Origin of the sequence: Neohoeflea coraliihabitans, from assembly GCF_019334345.1 — a bacterium.
GTDB classification, from domain to species: Bacteria; Pseudomonadota; Alphaproteobacteria; order Rhizobiales; family Rhizobiaceae; genus Pseudohoeflea; species Pseudohoeflea coraliihabitans.
On the sequence record NZ_JAHWQX010000002.1, the window covers coordinates 188996 to 205422 of the forward strand.

Annotated in this window: 19 protein-coding genes and 1 tRNA gene; 10 read left to right on the forward strand and 10 right to left on the reverse strand. The window is 61.6% G+C overall.

The window, feature by feature from the left end:
• Positions 1-5: 5 nt before the first annotated feature.
• The 3 genes from KY465_RS06930 (at position 6) to KY465_RS06940 (ending at position 3004) form a co-directional block, all read left to right on the forward strand.
• Positions 6-800 (forward strand): transglutaminase family protein, encoded by a 795-nt coding sequence (locus KY465_RS06930; protein WP_219200957.1) that lies wholly within the window; start codon positions 6-8, stop codon positions 798-800.
• A gap of 173 nt (positions 801-973) precedes the next feature.
• Complete coding sequence (locus KY465_RS06935; RefSeq protein WP_219200958.1) at positions 974-1708, forward strand: proteasome-type protease; 735 nt, start codon at positions 974-976, stop codon at positions 1706-1708.
• A gap of 174 nt (positions 1709-1882) precedes the next feature.
• Positions 1883-3004: a hypothetical protein gene (locus tag KY465_RS06940; protein WP_219200959.1), complete on the forward strand. Its 1122-nt coding sequence runs from the start codon at positions 1883-1885 to the stop codon at positions 3002-3004.
• Here KY465_RS06940 and KY465_RS06945 read toward each other — a convergent pair.
• The 3 genes from KY465_RS06945 to KY465_RS06955 all read right to left on the reverse strand — a co-directional run bounded on the left by KY465_RS06945 (position 2959) and on the right by KY465_RS06955 (position 5517).
• Positions 2959-4056: a YncE family protein gene (locus KY465_RS06945; RefSeq protein WP_219200960.1), complete on the reverse strand. Its 1098-nt coding sequence runs from the start codon at positions 4054-4056 to the stop codon at positions 2959-2961. The genes KY465_RS06940 and KY465_RS06945 overlap by 46 nt on opposite strands.
• A gap of 165 nt (positions 4057-4221) precedes the next feature.
• Entirely contained in the window at positions 4222-4764 is a 543-nt protein-coding gene (locus tag KY465_RS06950) for a peroxiredoxin (RefSeq protein WP_219200961.1), read from the reverse strand.
• 297 nt (positions 4765-5061) lie between these two features.
• On the reverse strand, positions 5062-5517 hold the full coding sequence (locus KY465_RS06955; RefSeq protein ID WP_219200962.1) for a host attachment family protein: 456 nt from the start codon (positions 5515-5517) through the stop codon (positions 5062-5064).
• A 406-nt stretch (positions 5518-5923) separates the two neighbouring features.
• On the opposite strand from KY465_RS06955, the gene KY465_RS06960 reads away from it, so the two are divergent.
• The 5 genes from KY465_RS06960 to KY465_RS06980 all read left to right on the forward strand — a co-directional run bounded on the left by KY465_RS06960 (position 5924) and on the right by KY465_RS06980 (position 10281).
• Complete coding sequence (locus tag KY465_RS06960; protein ID WP_219200963.1) at positions 5924-6196, forward strand: YMGG-like glycine zipper-containing protein; 273 nt, start codon at positions 5924-5926, stop codon at positions 6194-6196.
• A gap of 196 nt (positions 6197-6392) precedes the next feature.
• Positions 6393-7586 (forward strand): BaiN/RdsA family NAD(P)/FAD-dependent oxidoreductase, encoded by a 1194-nt coding sequence (locus KY465_RS06965; protein ID WP_428982983.1) that lies wholly within the window; start codon positions 6393-6395, stop codon positions 7584-7586.
• A gap of 89 nt (positions 7587-7675) precedes the next feature.
• A complete protein-coding gene (locus KY465_RS06970) occupies positions 7676-8113 on the forward strand; it encodes a ferritin-like domain-containing protein (protein WP_219200965.1) in 438 nt (145 codons plus the stop codon).
• Between the two features lie 222 nt (positions 8114-8335).
• The gene (locus tag KY465_RS18770) at positions 8336-9271 is read left to right on the forward strand and encodes an ATP-grasp domain-containing protein (RefSeq protein WP_219200966.1); all 936 of its coding nucleotides are present in this window, start codon (positions 8336-8338) and stop codon (positions 9269-9271) included.
• Positions 9268-10281, forward strand: a complete 1014-nt coding sequence (locus KY465_RS06980; protein ID WP_219200967.1) for a hypothetical protein — start codon at positions 9268-9270, stop codon at positions 10279-10281. The genes KY465_RS18770 and KY465_RS06980 overlap by 4 nt, the downstream gene beginning before the upstream one ends.
• A gap of 26 nt (positions 10282-10307) precedes the next feature.
• Here the strand turns inward: KY465_RS06980 and KY465_RS06985 are convergent, their stop codons facing one another.
• Together KY465_RS06985 and KY465_RS06990 are read right to left on the reverse strand one after the other, a co-directional pair.
• Positions 10308-10625 (reverse strand): YdeI/OmpD-associated family protein, encoded by a 318-nt coding sequence (locus KY465_RS06985; RefSeq protein ID WP_219200968.1) that lies wholly within the window; start codon positions 10623-10625, stop codon positions 10308-10310.
• Between the two features lie 190 nt (positions 10626-10815).
• Complete coding sequence (locus tag KY465_RS06990) at positions 10816-11202, reverse strand: DUF302 domain-containing protein (RefSeq protein ID WP_219200969.1); 387 nt, start codon at positions 11200-11202, stop codon at positions 10816-10818.
• A 262-nt stretch (positions 11203-11464) separates the two neighbouring features.
• On the opposite strand from KY465_RS06990, the gene KY465_RS06995 reads away from it, so the two are divergent.
• A complete protein-coding gene (locus KY465_RS06995; protein WP_219200970.1) occupies positions 11465-13414 on the forward strand; it encodes an acyltransferase family protein in 1950 nt (649 codons plus the stop codon).
• Positions 13415-13492: 78 nt separating this feature from the next.
• Here KY465_RS06995 and KY465_RS07000 read toward each other — a convergent pair whose 3' ends face one another.
• The gene (locus tag KY465_RS07000) at positions 13493-13648 is read right to left on the reverse strand and encodes a hypothetical protein (protein ID WP_219200971.1); all 156 of its coding nucleotides are present in this window, start codon (positions 13646-13648) and stop codon (positions 13493-13495) included.
• Positions 13649-13891: 243 nt separating this feature from the next.
• Between KY465_RS07000 and KY465_RS07005 the strand changes: the two genes are divergently transcribed.
• Positions 13892-13968 (forward strand) — tRNA-Arg (locus KY465_RS07005).
• Positions 13969-14338: 370 nt separating this feature from the next.
• Here the strand turns inward: KY465_RS07005 and KY465_RS07010 are convergent.
• The 4 genes from KY465_RS07010 to KY465_RS07020 are packed head-to-tail and all read right to left on the reverse strand — an operon-like array spanning position 14339 to position 16420.
• Positions 14339-15682: a dihydrolipoyl dehydrogenase family protein gene (locus KY465_RS07010; protein WP_428982955.1), complete on the reverse strand. Its 1344-nt coding sequence runs from the start codon at positions 15680-15682 to the stop codon at positions 14339-14341.
• Between the two features lie 2 nt (positions 15683-15684).
• On the reverse strand, positions 15685-15927 hold the full coding sequence (locus tag KY465_RS18620) for a GDCCVxC domain-containing (seleno)protein (protein ID WP_255561514.1): 243 nt from the start codon (positions 15925-15927) through the stop codon (positions 15685-15687).
• Positions 15924-16190, reverse strand: a complete 267-nt coding sequence (gene merF / locus KY465_RS18775; protein ID WP_346432625.1) for a mercury resistance system transport protein MerF — start codon at positions 16188-16190, stop codon at positions 15924-15926. Before merF ends, KY465_RS18620 begins: the two co-directional genes overlap by 4 nt.
• Complete coding sequence (locus tag KY465_RS07020; protein WP_219200973.1) at positions 16127-16420, reverse strand: cation transporter; 294 nt, start codon at positions 16418-16420, stop codon at positions 16127-16129. Before KY465_RS07020 ends, merF begins: the two co-directional genes overlap by 64 nt.
• Positions 16421-16427: the final 7 nt, after the last annotated feature.

Here is a 16427-nt window from a genome sequence, read left to right on the forward strand (position 1 = left end):
CGCGGATGCTGCTCAAGATCTCGCACATGACCGAATATACCTATACCAGCCCGGTCAATTACGCCCTGCAGCGGTTGCGGCTGACACCCGCTGACGGGGCGACGCAGAAGGTGGTCAATTGGAGTTCGCAGGTGATCGGCGCCACGATCGAGGCGCGCTATAGCGATCACTTCGGCAATGTGGTGGAACTGGCCAGCATCGCCGACGCGCAGGACAAGATCCGCATCATGGCCATGGGGACGGTTGAGACCTTCGACACTGCCGGCATTACCGGGCGGCATACGGCCTATATGCCGCTGTGGCTCTACCAGCGTGAGACCGCGTTGACACGGCCGGGACCGGCGATCCGCGCGCTAACCCGATCCATTGCGGGAGACACGGATCTCGACCGGCTGCATGGCCTGAAATCGGCCCTGAACGAAGCCATTCATTTTGAAACCGGCCAGACCCATGCGGGAACGAGTGCCGAGGATGCTCTGACGGCCGGCCATGGCGTCTGCCAGGATCACGCGCACACCTTCATCGCCGCGGCACGGCTGATGGGACTTCCGGCCCGTTACGTATCGGGCTACCTGCACATGCCGGGGACCGAGCAGCAGGTGGCGAGCCATGCCTGGGCGGAGGCGCATGTCGAAGGCCTCGGCTGGGTCGGGTTCGATGCGGCCAACGATCAATCGCCCGACGAAAACTATGTGGTGGTGGCGCACGGGTTCGACTACCACGACGCGGCGCCGGTGTCCGGCGTGCAGGCCGGCGCCAGCAACGAGATGCTGTCGGTGACGATCACGGTCGAACAGTGAACAATTTGCGTGGGTAGCACCGGCCGGTCGCATTTTTCACTAGCACATTGCAGCGAAATCGTTAGAGCATTCGCGATCTGACCATCCAGACCCGCGCAATCTTCGCGCCCTAGACTGGTCACATAGCGAAGTGCGCGGCGGCGTGTGCCGCAGCGATGCAAGGAACTGCGGCCATGACCTATTGCGTCGGTCTCAAGCTCGATCGCGGTCTGATGTTCATGTCGGACACGCGCACCAATGCAGGCGTCGACAATGTGTCGAGCGTGCGCAAGATGTACTCCTGGGAGAAGCCGGGTGACCGGCTGATTACGCTGCTTTCGGCGGGCAATCTGGCGACGACACAGACCGTGGTGAGCATTCTCGAAGAACACATGAAGCCGGTTGATGATCGCAGCCCGTCGATCATGGACACGCCATCGATGTTCGCAACGGCGCAGCTGGTTGGTGAAACCGTACGGGAGGTGATCAAGACGGCAAGCGACGGTGGGTTGCAGAGCGAGGCGGCTTTCTCGGCGACCTTCATTCTCGGCGGCCAGGTGGCCGGCGGCGACACCCGCATGTTCCTGATCTATCCGGAAGGAAACTTCATCGAGGCCACCCAGGACAATCCCTTTTTCCAGATCGGCGAGCACAAATACGGAAAGCCGATCCTGGTGCGCGCCTTCCACAAGGATATGAGCTTTGAGGAAGCAACGAAACTGCTGCTCGTCTCCTTCGATTCGACCCTGACATCAAACCTTTCGGTCGGCTTTCCCCTCGACATGCAGGTCTATCGCCGCGATGCACTGGCACGCGGTTTTGAAAAACGCTTCCTGCCCGACGACAGCTATTACCGCCGCATCTCCGAGGGCTGGTCGGATGCGCTACGGGTGGCGTTCGAAACTCTTCCCGACTTCGAGATGAACTGAAACGGGCTCGCGACCGCGACACCCCGGCCCTCCTCCTGGCCGTCGCGCAAGACCACCATCCCCGCCGGGCACCCCTGTCCCACCGCGGCGTTAAACAAATCTCAAGAATTTTCATCGTCCGCCTGCAACATGGTGTAATTTGGGACGGGAATGATAACCTATTGGGGTATAACAATGCTTTCGTCAGGAAAAATTAACTATATTCCCGAGGATATACTTGTACGCCTTCCGGCCGCCGCGGGCGCCGTTGTGATCGTGCTGGGCACCGCGCTCTATTCCTATTGGGGGTATGGGTACGGCTTTCTTTTCAAGCCGTTTGAACTCGATCTGTCGCTATTCGGAATGGTGCGTATCGCGTTGTCGTGCGTGGCCGCCCTTCTCCTGTTTCGAGCACTGCGCCCCTCCTTGAAGGATGTGCCCGATAGGTCTTCGGGATACGCAGCGGACACTCTGATGGCGGGCGCGATGGCTATCGCTGCCGGCCTGCTGGTGCTTGTCAGCCTGGTGATGGTGTTCTCGCCGGAAATCCTCGGTCCGATGATCGAGGAAACCCAGCCCATCGCCGCGGTGACGGATTTCCTTCTCGCGGGCGCGGTGCTGACATTGCTTGCAACCGCCTGGCGTCTGAGGGCGAGCGGACATTTCATGCTGTTCGGCCGCATTCCCGGCTTCGGGGTGCTGATCGGACTGGCACTGGTGACGTTCGTGTTGCTGATGGAGGAGATGTCCTACGGGCAGCACTGGCTTGGTTTCGGCACGCCCGAGGAGCTGTTTGCCGGAAACATCCAGAACGAAACGAACCTGCACAATTTCTACACGCATCGGTTTGAGGCCGTGTACTACACGATTGCCGTCGGCTGTTTCGTGGTTCTGCCCTGGATGTGGCCGCTGTTGGCACGCGTTCCGCTGCTGCGCGACCACGCCGACTATGCGCCGCCGCTGTGGATGGCGATCCTGGCCATGCCGGTCTGCACGCTGATCTTCGAAGCGTGGCATATTCTCATCTTCCAGGTGTATTTCTTCCTCGGTCTGTTCATCTGCCTGCACATTGCGCGGCAGCAGAATTGGAAAATCCGCTTCGGGCTTTATCTGCTGGCCCTCATTTACGCGAGCTCCCAGGTGATCTTCCTTGCGGAGGGGTCGGAGCTTCTCAGAGGGTACGAACTCTCGGAGATCCGCGAGCTTTACATCGGGTTTTCCCTGCTCGCCTACAGCCTGGTGCTGTACCAGCGCGCGGTAGCAGTCAGGGCTCAGCCGGCGAATGCCGACTTCAAGTCAAACACCGCCAGCGTGTAATGCGCCGCAGTGAGCGCCATGACCGAGCCGGAGGGATGGATGGCGAGGCCTTTCGGCCCGCCCTCTGCCGGGTTGTCGCGCCCGCGCTGGAAGGTGTGATCGTCCATCACGCGGATGACCTTATCGGGCGCATAGGAGCCGTGCCATGTTGCGGTGTCGTCGCGGAAGCGGGACACGCAGGGCGCACCGGCGCTCGCGACATAAAGACAGCGCGCATCAGGCGAGAAGGCCAGACCGTGCGGGTGGTTGACGCCGCCAAGTTGGGCTGCCGGCGGCGTCGTGGGGTTCAAGCCGCGTGCGCGTTCGTAGATGGCAACGTTGTGCGTATTGTGATTGCTGACCGCGATCCAGCGCCCGTCCGAACTCACAGCAAGTCCGTCCGGCAGATCGAGGCCATTGGCGAGCAGTATCTGGCCATCCGGCAATGAAAACGGCCACCGGCGGCGCGGCGCCGGGACCGGATGCAGTGTGATACGATCCTTGGCATTGTCGCAGATCAGCACCTGCCGACGCTCATTTCCGGTGAGTGATGCCGATGAAAAACGCGCAGACGGCGGCAGGACGGCGACCGAGCCGGGCTGGCCGAGGCGATGCGTGTAACCGACCCGACTGATAGAGGGCATGTGGCGCGGGACGATCTTTCCTGTCTCCGGCAAGGTCCCTTGCACATCGATCACCTGCACGCAGCCGCCGCGATTGCCCACGAGGATGCACTCGCTGGTGATGAAATCAACTCCGTGCGGGCGTTGCAGCGCGTCCGCCTCGATCATGGCGCCGCGGCGCAGATGCAGTGTCTGGAGACCATGGCCGGCGCTGACAAGCTCGATATCGAAGACGGCAATCCGGTTCTTGATGAACCCTGCAATAGCAATCCGCCGCCCATCCGGCGAAAATGCCAGGTCTTCGGAGCGACCGAGATCGCGCAGCAGGCTGAATGTACCCGGTCCGTATTCGACCTTCATCTGTTGCGATATCGCCGGCGGACAGAACGGCTGCGAACCAGCTGCAGCGGCAGCTTCCGGGTTGGCCCGGTCCTTCGCGGTGTGCCCCATTTCGACGCCAGGTCTCCGTGAATTTCAAACGACAAATTGCGCTGGAATGATCAATAGCTGCGATACAGTAGCCTGGGAAGCGGGAGCGCCAGGGCAGGCTCGCGGACGCACAATAAAAACCCCCGCCAATCGGCGGGGGTGGTACTTACGGCCGGTTTTCGGCGATCAGGCAGCCTGAGACTGCGCGCTCTTGAGATGGTCGAGGATGTTTTGCGGGGAGGACTGGCCATAGGGATCCGTCTCGCAATTGTCGGAAAAGCCCTCTTCCTCGAACATCTTTTCGATCTTGCCGTCATTGATGATCGCCGCATAGCGCCACGAGCGCATGCCAAAACCGAGATTGTCCTTGGCGACCAGCATGCCCATCTTGCGGGTGAACTCGCCCGAGCCATCGGGGATCAGCTTGACGTTTTCGAGATTCTGCGACTTGCCCCAGGCATTCATCACGAAGGCATCATTGACGGAAATGCAGTAGATCTCATCAATGCCCTGCGCCTGGAACTCCGCGTACAGCTTTTCAAAATCGGGAAGCTGGTAGGTCGAGCATGTGGGCGTGAACGCCCCCGGCAGCGAAAACAGAACGACACGCTTTCCGGCAAAGTAATCGGCGCTGGTCTTGTCTTCCCAACGGAACGGGTTCGGGCCGTCGATCGACTCGTCGCGGACACGCGTGCGGAACGTCACATCAGGCACTTTGTTGAGGGTCATGGATAAATATCTCCTTCGGATCGGTATTTGATCGCGCCGGCCGGCACGGCGCAGCAGGCCATACTTCGCCCGTCGCGGTCTGGGAGGAATTGCGACGAGGCGGCGCGACACGAATTTGCTGCATCGCACAAGTGAAGCCGTCAGGGGCAAATTTCAAGAGGGGTCGGGCGGGTTTCACCACTATCTTTGCGACAGGCAGATTATCGCTGCCGGGATGAAGCGAGGGGACGGCACCCCCCTGCCCCGCGGCCGCCATAAGGCGACCGGGGGCTGGTCCCGGTAGCGGCGGGACCGGCTTCAGGCTGCAGAGGCGAGGAGAAGTTTCTCGATCTTGTCGACCGGGTGATTGGTCAGATCCTTGTCGACCTCGGCAATCAGGCGGTCGGTGACCTCCTTATGCAGTTCCTTGCGCATTTCGCCGAGCACGTGCGGCGCAGCCACCAGCACCAGGTGGTCGAATTTCTGCTTGTGCGCCTGACGGTAGAGGATTTCCGCCAGTTCCTTGGCGAAGCGGTCCTCGGCGAGCTGATGCCAGTCGGTGTCGGCCACCGCCGAGCGATGGTGGCTGCCCGCATCGCCCATGCGTCCGGGCCGGTTGGCGCCCTGCTCCCGGCTTGGCGGATTGTCCTGTTCCTCCTCGCGAAAGACTTCCAGTTGCGGGTACATCTCGTCCCCGGAATTGCGTAGAAAAAGGGCCTTCGAACCATCGGCGACGACGACCCACCCATCATGTTTCAACCGGATGTCGGACATAAATCTCTCCTTTGCTGATACTGGGGGAGAACGCCAGACCGACCGGATCGTTGCAGTTGGGAGGATGTGAGCGAAGCGGACCTGACCTGGCGGGGCGAGGCCGCAAGCGGCAGCCATGACGGGGTGATGCAACGCCCCGATTTCGACGCTCGAACCAACCGGGCCCCTCTTTTTTGCAAGGGTAATGCAACTTTTTCAGCCGAAGCCCGTTTGAGAATGGACGGATACGAGCCGGAGAGGGAGTTCCGACATGTTGATTGCACTGGTGGCACTAACGATGAGTTTGGCGTTAATGGCGACAACACTTGTCATCCTTCACCATGAGGGTCAAACTCTGGAAACCGACCGGCGGAAATCCGCATATCGGGACTATACCTATTAAGCTGACCACCCCAAGGAGGGATTTATGACGCGTATCTTCACTTCAAGCCTTGCAGGGATTGCCCTTCTTGCAGCGGCCGGCTGCACCACCACCGAACAGCGCGCCGCAGGCGGCGCCGCCGTCGGCGCCGGAACCGGGGCCGTTGTGGCAGCAGCGACCGGCGCAAGCGGCAGCGGCATTGCCACTGGCGCCCTCATCGGCGGTGCCGCAGGCGCACTTATCGGCGCTGCAACGACGCCGGGTTACTGCCGCTACCGCGATTCCAGCGGCCGCGTTTACACGGCACGCTGCCCGTAAGCTGCGCGCAGACTTACCCTTATGGAAACGGCCGGATCCTCGCGACCCGGCCGTTTTTCGTTGCGCGCGCGCCGGGCAGTTTGTAGATCGCTCTGGATGAAGCCGCCATCGTGATGCGGCGCGGCGGCGGAAGGCCGCACGCCAAGCCCTTGCATCGTGTCTTAATCCGCCCTGCCCTGTCCCGGAGCACATTATCCTGCCGCAATCCCTGACCTACGATGTCGCGATCCTTGGAGCCGGTGCAGCCGGACTGATGTGTGCCATTGAAGCCGGGCGGCGCGGGCGTTCGGTGATCGTCATCGATCATGCCAGGGCGCCGGGGGAAAAAATCCGCATTTCCGGCGGCGGACGGTGCAATTTCACGAATATCCACAGCGGTCCGGAGCATTTTCTTTCCGACAATCCGCACTTCGCCAAGTCAGCGCTGAGCGCATACCGGCCGCGGGATTTCATCGCCAAGGTCGAGCAGCACGGCATTGCCTGGCACGAGAAGACTCTCGGACAATTGTTCTGTGACGGCTCTTCCAAGCAGATCATCGCAATGCTGACCGATGAACTCGCTGCGGCCGGTGGCCGGCTGTCTCTCGGTGATCCCATCCATGACATCGCGGCCGCGTCCGAGGGCGGCTTCGTCCTGCGCACGGGCAGCGGCCGCTACCAGGTGACGTCGCTGGTGGTGGCAACCGGTGGAAAATCAATCCCGAAGATGGGCGCGACGGGCCTTGGCTATGACATTGCCAGCCAGTTCGGCCATCAGCTGGTGGCGCCGCGCCCCGGACTGGTGCCGTTCACCTGGCCCTCGGACATGGCCGGGGACTGGGGAAAGCTGTCGGGCGTCGGTCTGCCGGTGCGCACGCGCGTCGGCAAGGTGCAGTTCGACGAGCAGATGCTCTTTACCCACCGTGGTCTGTCCGGGCCGGCCATTCTGCAGATTTCCTCGTACTGGCGCGATGGGGAAGCCATCGAAATCGATCTGCAACCGCAGCTCAACCTTGAACAAGAGCTGATCGCGGCGCGCCGGGAGGGGCCGAAAGCCAGCGTCGAGACCGTGCTGGCAAAGTGCGTGCCGCGTCGTCTGGCGGAGCAGCTTGCCGTCGATCTCGGCCTGTCGTCGCAACGTCTCGCCGATCTGTCCAACCGGCATTTCGCTGCCATTTCCGCAAGGGTGCACCGATGGGCCTTCCGGCCAGGCGGCAGCGAGGGGTTTCGCACGGCTGAAGTGACGCTCGGCGGGGTGGCGACCGATGGACTTTCGCAGAGCACGATGGAGAGCCGCACCGTTCGCGGGCTTTTCTTCATCGGCGAAGTCGTCGATGTCACCGGACATCTCGGCGGCCATAACTTTCATTGGGCCTGGGCCTCAGGATTTGCCGCCGGGCGCAGCGTCTAGACGCTGGCCCCGGCAAGCAGCTTATTTGATTTTCAGCGCGAACCAATTGGCCACCGACGAGTTAACCTTCCATCAAGAAGGAGAACCCAATGACCGCAGACACAAGCCAATTGAAATCCCTGGTGAAGACAACGATCGACAGCGCCGAAGGCTACCGCCAGGCGGCCGACAACGCGGAGTCGAATGCATTGAAGCAGGTGTTGAACGACGCCGCTGCGAAACGGCGCCAACTCGTCGATATGCTCAATGGTGAATTGCAGCGACTTGGCGAAGATCGCCAGGAGGACGGCAGCGTGGCCGGCTCGATTCACCATACCTGGGTCAGCATCACCAGCGCCTTCGCCGATAACGACGAAGCGGCCGTCGACCGTGTCGAGGAGGGCGAGGATTACCTGAAAGGCCAGTTCGAGGATGCCTTGAAGGATCAGGGCTGGCAGCCGGAGACGCGCAACGTGCTGCAGCGGGCCTATGGAGAAGTGAGCGAAGGCGAACGCCTCGCTGACCGGCTGAAGCAGGCCTACGACTGACACTTCGCGATTGAAAGCGAAACCCGCATGACCGGCGCCGGGAACCCTCCCGCGCCGGTTTTTTGCATTTGGCCGGGATTGCGCAGCAGGACCCGGCGAAAAACGCATCGTCGGACCTGCTTGCGGCTGTGAAGCGGATCGCGCCCCTTGGCCTTGTTTGACCTCTTCGCTGTTGCTAGTTTCGCGGCGGGGCACATGAACAGGGTGGGAATCTTGCGATCAGTGCTTCTCTGCGCGGCCGAGGCCGGGGTGGTCGACGCCATGGCGCGCAGCATCAGACGCGTCTGGAACGCCGATATCCGCATCGTCACCACGGACAGCCATCCTGCCAGCCTCGTGACCGCTTCGCTGCTCTCCGATCGCCATGTACAGGTGCCGGCGATCGATTCACCGGCATTCGCCGGCCATGTGCTGGAGATCATCCGGTCACAGGCGATCACTGATTATGCGCCGCTCAACGATCACGAAATTCTGGCCCTGGACAGCGCCTTGCGTCCCGGCGGGGATGTGGCCGTGTGGTCCTGCGCGCGGGCCGGCGAACTGACCCGCAACAAGAACGCGGCCTATGATTTCCTCATCGATCTCGGCATTCGCGTGCCGCGTCGTTTTGCTGTCGACGAATTGCCCGAGAGCGGGCCGGTGTTCGTCAAACCGTTGAAGGGCAACCGCAGCCGCGGCAGCCGGCTGATGCAGGCGGAGGACGTGCGGGATCTTTCCCCGGCGGTGCGCGACAGCCTGATCATTCAGGAGGTGTGTGAGAGCCCGGAAATCACGGTGGATTCCTTTCACGACCACGTGACGGGACACCACCGTTCGCTGGCCCGCGAGCGCCTGATCACAAAATCGGGGGTGTGCGTGGCGGCGCGGCTTTACGAGGATGACAAACTGTCAGACATCGCCTTCCGCATTGGCGAAGCACTGCATCAGCGCGGCACGATCTGCTTTCAGACGATGCGTTCGGAGACTGGCCCCGTGATCACCGATCTCAATCTGCGGCCGGGCGCCGGCACCAGCATGGACGCGGCGGCGGGACTTGATCTGCTGGCGGCAATGGTCGCCTGCCGCACGGGCGCCCCGGTCGCGCCGCTGATCGCCGCGCGAGTGCCGAAGGAGGGCATTCACATCACCCGCCAGTACCACGACCACGTCATGCCATGATCACCTTCATCGCCTGCTACCGGCATTTATATACGTTTCGCGCCCTGCGCGGGCGCGTCCTTGGGCCGATGATGCCGGCGACCCGCGCCATCAGCTATGAGCGCTTTTTCGCGAGCCGCGGCCTGCGGCCCGGCACCTACGTGTTCACCGACTTTGAACGCATGCACCCGGCCGAGGTCCGGCTAGCCTCGCATATCGAGCGCTTTTACCGCGACAGACCGGGCTTTCGTTTTCTCAATGTGCCGGCACGGGTGCGCATCCGGCTCGGTCTGTTGCGCAGCCTGAAGGAGCACGGCCTCAACAGTTTCGATGCCTATCCCGCCGAAAGCCATCCGCGGCCGCGGCGCTTCCCGGTGTTCATCCGGCTATCCGCCGACCATGCCGGACCGATCGGCGGTCTGATTGCCGACCAGGATGCACTTGAGCAGCGATTGGCGGAGCTGGAGAGGTCCGGCGTGCCGCTGACGGGTCTGCTTGTCGTTGAATATTGCGCCGATCGTCTGGACGACGGACTGTTCGAAAAATTCTCGGTGTATCGGATCGGCGATCGCTACACGCTGGCCGGACTGCTCGTCGGACAGGACTGGGATGTCAAATCGCCGGACATGGATTTCGTCGATGATGAGATCATGCAGCGGCATCTGACGATCATGCGCGAAGACCATGTCAGCACGGCGGTGCGCAAAGCCTTTGAGCTGGCCGGCATCGACTATGGCCGCGCCGATCTCGGCTATGGCGACGGCCAGGTGCAGGTCTATGAGATCAACACCAATCCTTCGATCAAGGCAGGCACGCGCTACATCTCCGAGGCGCATCGCGAAAGCCGTGAAATCTTCCGCAAGAGGTTCGCGGCGATGCTGCACGCGGTCGACCTGCCCGGGGGAGCGATGGTGCCGCTGAAGCTGGGGCGGCTCGACGGCCCGTCGCGCGACCGGCTGCGGCTGGCCACCGCCCGCCGGCCGCTGCCGGCACCGCTGGCGTGGGTGGCGCGCCTCAGGCGGCCGTTCTGATAGCAGCACCACCAAGCTCGCGCGGCTCAGGATTTCGCTGATCTGTCGATCAGGACCGCCTGCTGCCACTTGCCCGGCTTCTTGTCGGTGCGGTGAATGCAGCCGGCCCAGCAGCACGGGCGCTTGCGCCCGTCGAGAAGCTCTTCGATCGTGCGCTGAATGCGCCGCGCGCGGGTCTCCTGCCGTTTCGCATCTTCCACCCAGCAGAGGAACTCGTTGCGGCCGATCGCGGTCAGATCCTGCCACAGGGCGGTGATTTCCGCCGTGGCGGTCAGTGCCGCATGCATGTCGGGCGGCACTGCATGCACCAGCCCGGCCGGCAATTCCCGCTTGCTCTTTGCCATATTGTCTGTCTCCGGCCTGGCGCGGCGCCGCAGGCAAACAGTCGCTCTGCGGCGGCAGATAAAGGCAATGCGTCTTTCGTCCCGATGTCAACTAGAGCGCCGCAACGGCGCCTCCCGCCAGCTTCTCACCCGGTGGTGCGGCGCCGGATGCACAGCACCGTATCGTGGCCAGCCGAGAGCGAAAGGCGGTTCAGCTGGCGTTGACGGCCTTCTCGAGGCGGTCGCGCACCTGTGAGGCGACGGCATGAAGCTCGGAATTCTCAATGGCACTCATTGACGCGACCGGGTCGACAGCGCTGATCTCGACACCGTCCGGCGTCTGGCGCAGGATCACGTTGCAAGGCAGCATGGCGCCGACGCGCGGCTCCATCTGCAGGGCCTGATAGGCCATCTGCGGATTGCAGGCTCCAAGAATGCGGTAGGCCGGCATGTCCTTGTCCAGCTTCTTCTTCATGGTCTGTTGAACGTCGATCTCGGTGAGAACACCGAAACCCTCATCCTGCAGCGCGGCACGGACCCGCTCATCGACGTCCTCGAAGCTCGCATCGGCGATCACGCGGTTGATCGTGTATCCCATGTCCAAGTCCTCTCACTTTAAATTGCAGCCAAATGGTACCTGACCCAATCCGCCAGCGAAGATAGGGTTCCGTCGAGCAGGGATCGTGCATTGCGGCATTGCGCCTCAGGCAAGCGTCGCAAGGGCGTGCGATGTCGTGCAAGAAACTGTCTCCGCACCCCGGGCGTGAACAAATCGTTTGTCGGGATCTCGGCTCATGTTGCAGAGTAACGAAACACCGACGAGAACATCGTCTCCCGCAGCTTCAACTGAATCGATATCCATGCGCTACCGGCCCGAAATCGATGGTCTCCGGGCGATCGCGGTGCTTCCGGTCGTACTATTCCATGCCGACATTCCTGCCTTCTCCGGAGGCTATATCGGCGTGGACGTCTTCTTCGTGATCTCCGGCTATCTGATGTCGATTCTTATCCTTGAAGGCATGCGCGACGGCTCGTTCTCGCTCCTCGGATTTTACGAGCGACGAGCACGACGCATTCTCCCGGCGCTGTTTACCGTCATGATCTGCTGCATTCCGTTTGCCTGGCTGTGGATGCAGCCGTCGCAGCTCGAAGAATTCGCCAAAAGCCTGATCACCGTCAGCTTGTTCGCGTCGAACTTTCAGTTTTGGCAGGAATCCGGCTATTTCACAGCCGATGCCGAGCTCAAGCCGCTTCTCCACACCTGGAGTCTGGCCGTCGAAGAGCAGTATTATCTGGTCATACCGCTCGTCACACTCGCCTTTTGGCGCTTTGGCCAAACACGTTTTCTGGCGCTGCTCGTCACCGTGGCGGCAGGAAGCTTTCTGCTTTGCGAATGGGGGTGGCGCAACGCTCCGGACTTCAATTTCTATTTTACCGCGACGCGTGTCTGGGAGCTGCTGATCGGCGCAATTTGCGGTGTCATACTCACCAACCGGACGATCGCCCCGAACCAGGCGTTTGCAGCAGCAGGTCTGGCGTTGGTTGTGATTCCCGTGTTCTGGTTCGATTCCTCAACGCCGTTCCCGTCCCTGTACGCCCTGCTGCCGGTCATCGGCACCGGATGTGTGATCCTCTTTGCCGGGGAAAGGACGATGGCGGCGCAGGTGCTGTCGCACCGGTGGCTCGTTGGTATCGGGCTGATCAGCTACAGCATCTATCTCTGGCACCAGCCGCTTTTCGCCTTTACGCGTTTGCGCCTGTTCGACGAGCCTTCCACCGGATTGATGCTGCTCTTGTCATTGGCTTCCGTCATGCTGGCCTATGCAAGCTGGCGATGGGTCGAGCAGCCCTTTCGCCGCCACGATGCGCGCTTTTTCAGCTCCCGGAGAATGGCTCTCGGAGCATCCGTGATGACGATCGGCCTGTTGTCCGCCGTGGGGGCTATGGGCGTGCTGAATGACGGGGTCCCGGAGCGCGCCATGGTATCGGGAAGGACCTATGCCGAGATGGGCCTGAGCGAGAAGCTGGCTCTCAATTTCGGGCTGCATTCCGATTGCGAGTTCGCCTTCACCCTTTCGACCCATTGCCGCACGCATGAAAACCCGGAACTCGTCCTGTGGGGAGACAGCTATGCGATGCATTTGGCGCCCGCCCTCCTCGCTTCGCGACCGGACATCCGGATGGTTCAACACACGATGTCCGCATGCAGTCCCGTCGTAGGGGGCGCCCTGATCAACAAAAGCTATCCGATGGCCTCATCGAGGCGCTGCATTCAATTCAATGACCAGGTGTTCGATTGGATCAAAGGCAATCCCGGGATCGAGACTGTCGTCCTGTCTTCAGCTTTCGCCATCCTCAGCGCCGAAATCTATCATCGGGACGGGCGTGTCACTCACACCTTGCAACACGAATGGGTGCGTCAGGCACTCTCGCGAACCATCGACACGTTAAAGCAGCTTGGAAAGGAAGTCGTGCTGGTATCGCCGGCTCCGGCGAACGGCATTGATCTCGGCGCCTGTCTGGCGAAGGCGGCAATGCTTGGCCTTTCACAGACCCATTGCGACTTCAAGCGCTCCGATATCATCCCATTCGTGCGCACCCGGTTCGAATTTGCCACCGACATGGCAAGCCAGATCCCGGTTGTCATGCTCGCCGACTTGATCTGCGATGGTGGCCCATGCCGAACGCGCATCGGCGATATTTTCATCTATCGCGACAATGCACATTTATCAGCCGAGGGGTCGGCGTATCTCGGCGCAACGCATGATTTCTATCGCCTGGTGAAAGACGCGAAGGTTGGCGAGCAGTAGACGCCGCCCCTCGGGTCCATCGCTCGCCACGGAACTGTACCTGACACCCTTCGTAACCAGCGTGGTTGCAGCGGGATCTCAGACAGTGCTGTCCGGGCGCTCCTGCCGGATCGCCACCTCAATCTTGCGGGCGCATGCGGCGACGGCCTCGAACACATCGAGGCGGGCGGCAAGTTCGTCGAAGACTTCGACCTCGAGCACGATACTGACCGAGGCGATGACGACGCCCTTCATCCCTTTTGGTGTATTAGCCAAGTAGGCTGGTGCGTTCAGAAAGACTGCGCTTGCGGTTGCGGCGCCTTTTTGCCAGGCGCATCCCCGGCGCGCGGCCGACAGGGTTCGAAGCTGTGACGTGCCCCGCGAGATGATCGCGCGGATGGACGGCAATCCGCGGCAAACGAGGCCTTGAGGCGGCGGATGAGTTGGGCTAAGAGACGCGGGTGCTTCCCGCTTGCGCATCTTGCAGGCGGTGCGGCTGCACCCGTAGCTCAGCTGGATAGAGCGCTGCCCTCCGAAGGCAGAGGTCACAGGTTCGAATCCTGTCGGGTGCGCCATTTTCCATATATATCCGTGCATTATAATCGACGTCCCGCGGCGGACTGTTTATTGATGCGGCGTGGGACACATTTGGGACCCTCCTCGATGCCTCTGGCATTAGGTCCGATTCTCATCTGGGATCAGCCGTCGCAGCGCTGCCTAAAATGTCGGAGAAGCGCGCCGCGAGCTGACTTCGCCGACGGGAGCCCGGTAAAGCACGAACTACAGGGCAAAGGACCGCTTTTTTTGCACGGCGATCGGCTACCCTCGCAGGTATTTGACGAGCGCCGCGATCGCGAGCGCCAATACGACGAGCACGAGCAGCCAGATCAGGCCCATGCCCCACATCATGCCGCCGCCCATCATGTCGTTCATCATTCTTCCTACCTAAAGCATGTAGCCGATGTCCGACGCGCCGGTCGGATAGGCGAACATTGTCTGCTTGAGAGCTGTCGCGGTGAGATCGTGCCGGATCGCGAGCGCAAACAGGTTGATGACCTCATCGGCGTGCGGGCCGACCAGATGCGCCCCGAGAATCCGCTCGCTTCCTTCCTCGACCATCACTTTGAAGCCGTAGACCGGCTCCGCCGTCTGCCGGGCGGTGAACCAATCCGAGGCCTTCTGCGATTTCGTGCTGAATTTTAGCCCCTGCCTTTGCGCTTCCTCTTCGCTCAGGCCCACGGCCGCGATCGGCGGAAGCGTGAAGGCGACGCTCGGGACGCCGCGATAGTCCGGCTTTTGTGCGTTGCCCTCAAGGATGTTGCTGACAGCCGCCTTGGCGTCATGGCTCGATACCGGCGTAAGTGGCGGTCCCACCTGGGATGCGTCACCCGCAGTATAGACGGCAGGGTTCGAGACGCTTTGTAGATACTCATTGAGCTGCAAGCGGCCATTCTCCACCGCAACCCCGGCCGCGCCGAGATCGAGGCCGCCGATGTTCGGAACCCTCCCGGCGGCATGCACGACCAGATCGGCTTCAATCGTGATGTCCTGCCCGCGCGATGCGGCCGTGACGCGGTATCCGGTTCCGGCCTTCTGTATCGCCGTGACTTCAGTGCCGGTGCGCACCTCGATCCCGGCCGCCTCAAAACTCTCCATCAGCCACCCGACCAGCTCCGGCTCGAAATGCGTCAGCATTCGTTCGCCCCGTTGCAGGACCGTCACCTGCGCTCCGGCGCGCGCCGCGATATTGGAGAACTCTGCCGCAATATAGCCGCCGCCGACCATGACTATTCGTCCGGGCAGGGTTTCGAGGGCCAGAAACTCCTCGTTGTCGATCAGATATTCTTCGCCAACGATTCCGAGCGCCACCGGCTTTGCGCCCGTGGCGATCAGAATATGCGTGCCTTCGAGCACCGTTCCCTCGACGTCAACTCTGTTCGGCCCGATGAACCGCGCCTGTCCGTGGAAGGCGGCGATGCCCTTGTGCGCATAGCTGTCCTCGTGCTTCTCCGGCACGGGATCGGTGAAGCTTCGCTTGAAGGCGATGAGTTCGGGCCAGTCGATGCGAGGCATGCCCGCCACGCCCTTACCCTGCATGCGCTTGGCATGATCGATTGCGGCAGCCCCGCCGACCAGCATCTTCTTCGGATCACAGCCGCGCAGGGCGCAGGTGCCTCCAAAGGGCTTGCAGTCGATCACGGCGACGGAGCGCCCCGCCGACCGGCTGCGCATCGCGCCCACGCGCGCCGCCGTTCCCGTGCCAATAACGATCAAGTCGAATTTCTGCATGGTCATTCACCAACGAACGGCCCTGCGCAGCAGGTTCCGCTCTCCCTTCCGGCTTTTGCATCCTGGATCGGAGGACACGGGACGGAACCGTATGTGCAATAGACACAGCAGTCGCCCGGTTCGGGGCGCAGCAAGGCACCGCAGCCCCGGCAATCGTAATAAAACTGGCAGGCATCGGTCGGCATCATCTCCGTTTGACGATGCCTGCAGTGCGGACAGGTGATCGTGCTCTCCAGTTTTGTCATGTCGTCCTTTGCTTTCGCCAGATCGCATAGGCCGCGACCGCGATGAATCCAGCCAACTCAGGCAACGGCACGTAATCGAGCCAGCCGATTGGTACCGACAGGCCAACGATCACGAGCAGAATCACCAGAACCGGTGTAAAGCAGAACAGCGCCACAATTGCCGTTCCGATAACGCCCGTGCGCAGCAGGTTCTTCTCGATCAGCCGCCCGGCGTCTCGACCAGTTGTGACGGGAAACCGTTCCCCGTGGTTGCGGCCCTCAATGCTGCAATGTCGGCTGTCTCATCGTCGAAGGTGACCGTTGCCGTCTTAAGTTCAAACGAGACGTCGACTTGCCTGACGCCCGGAACCCCAGCGAGCGATTGCCGGACGATGTAGGGGCACGTCGCGCAGGTCATGTTCTCGACCGACAACTTTACGGTCCGCTCGCCGCCAAGTGCGGGAGCGGAGGCTATCAATGTTGCTGCGATCAGCGCTGCAAAGATGCGCGTCATATTCTTT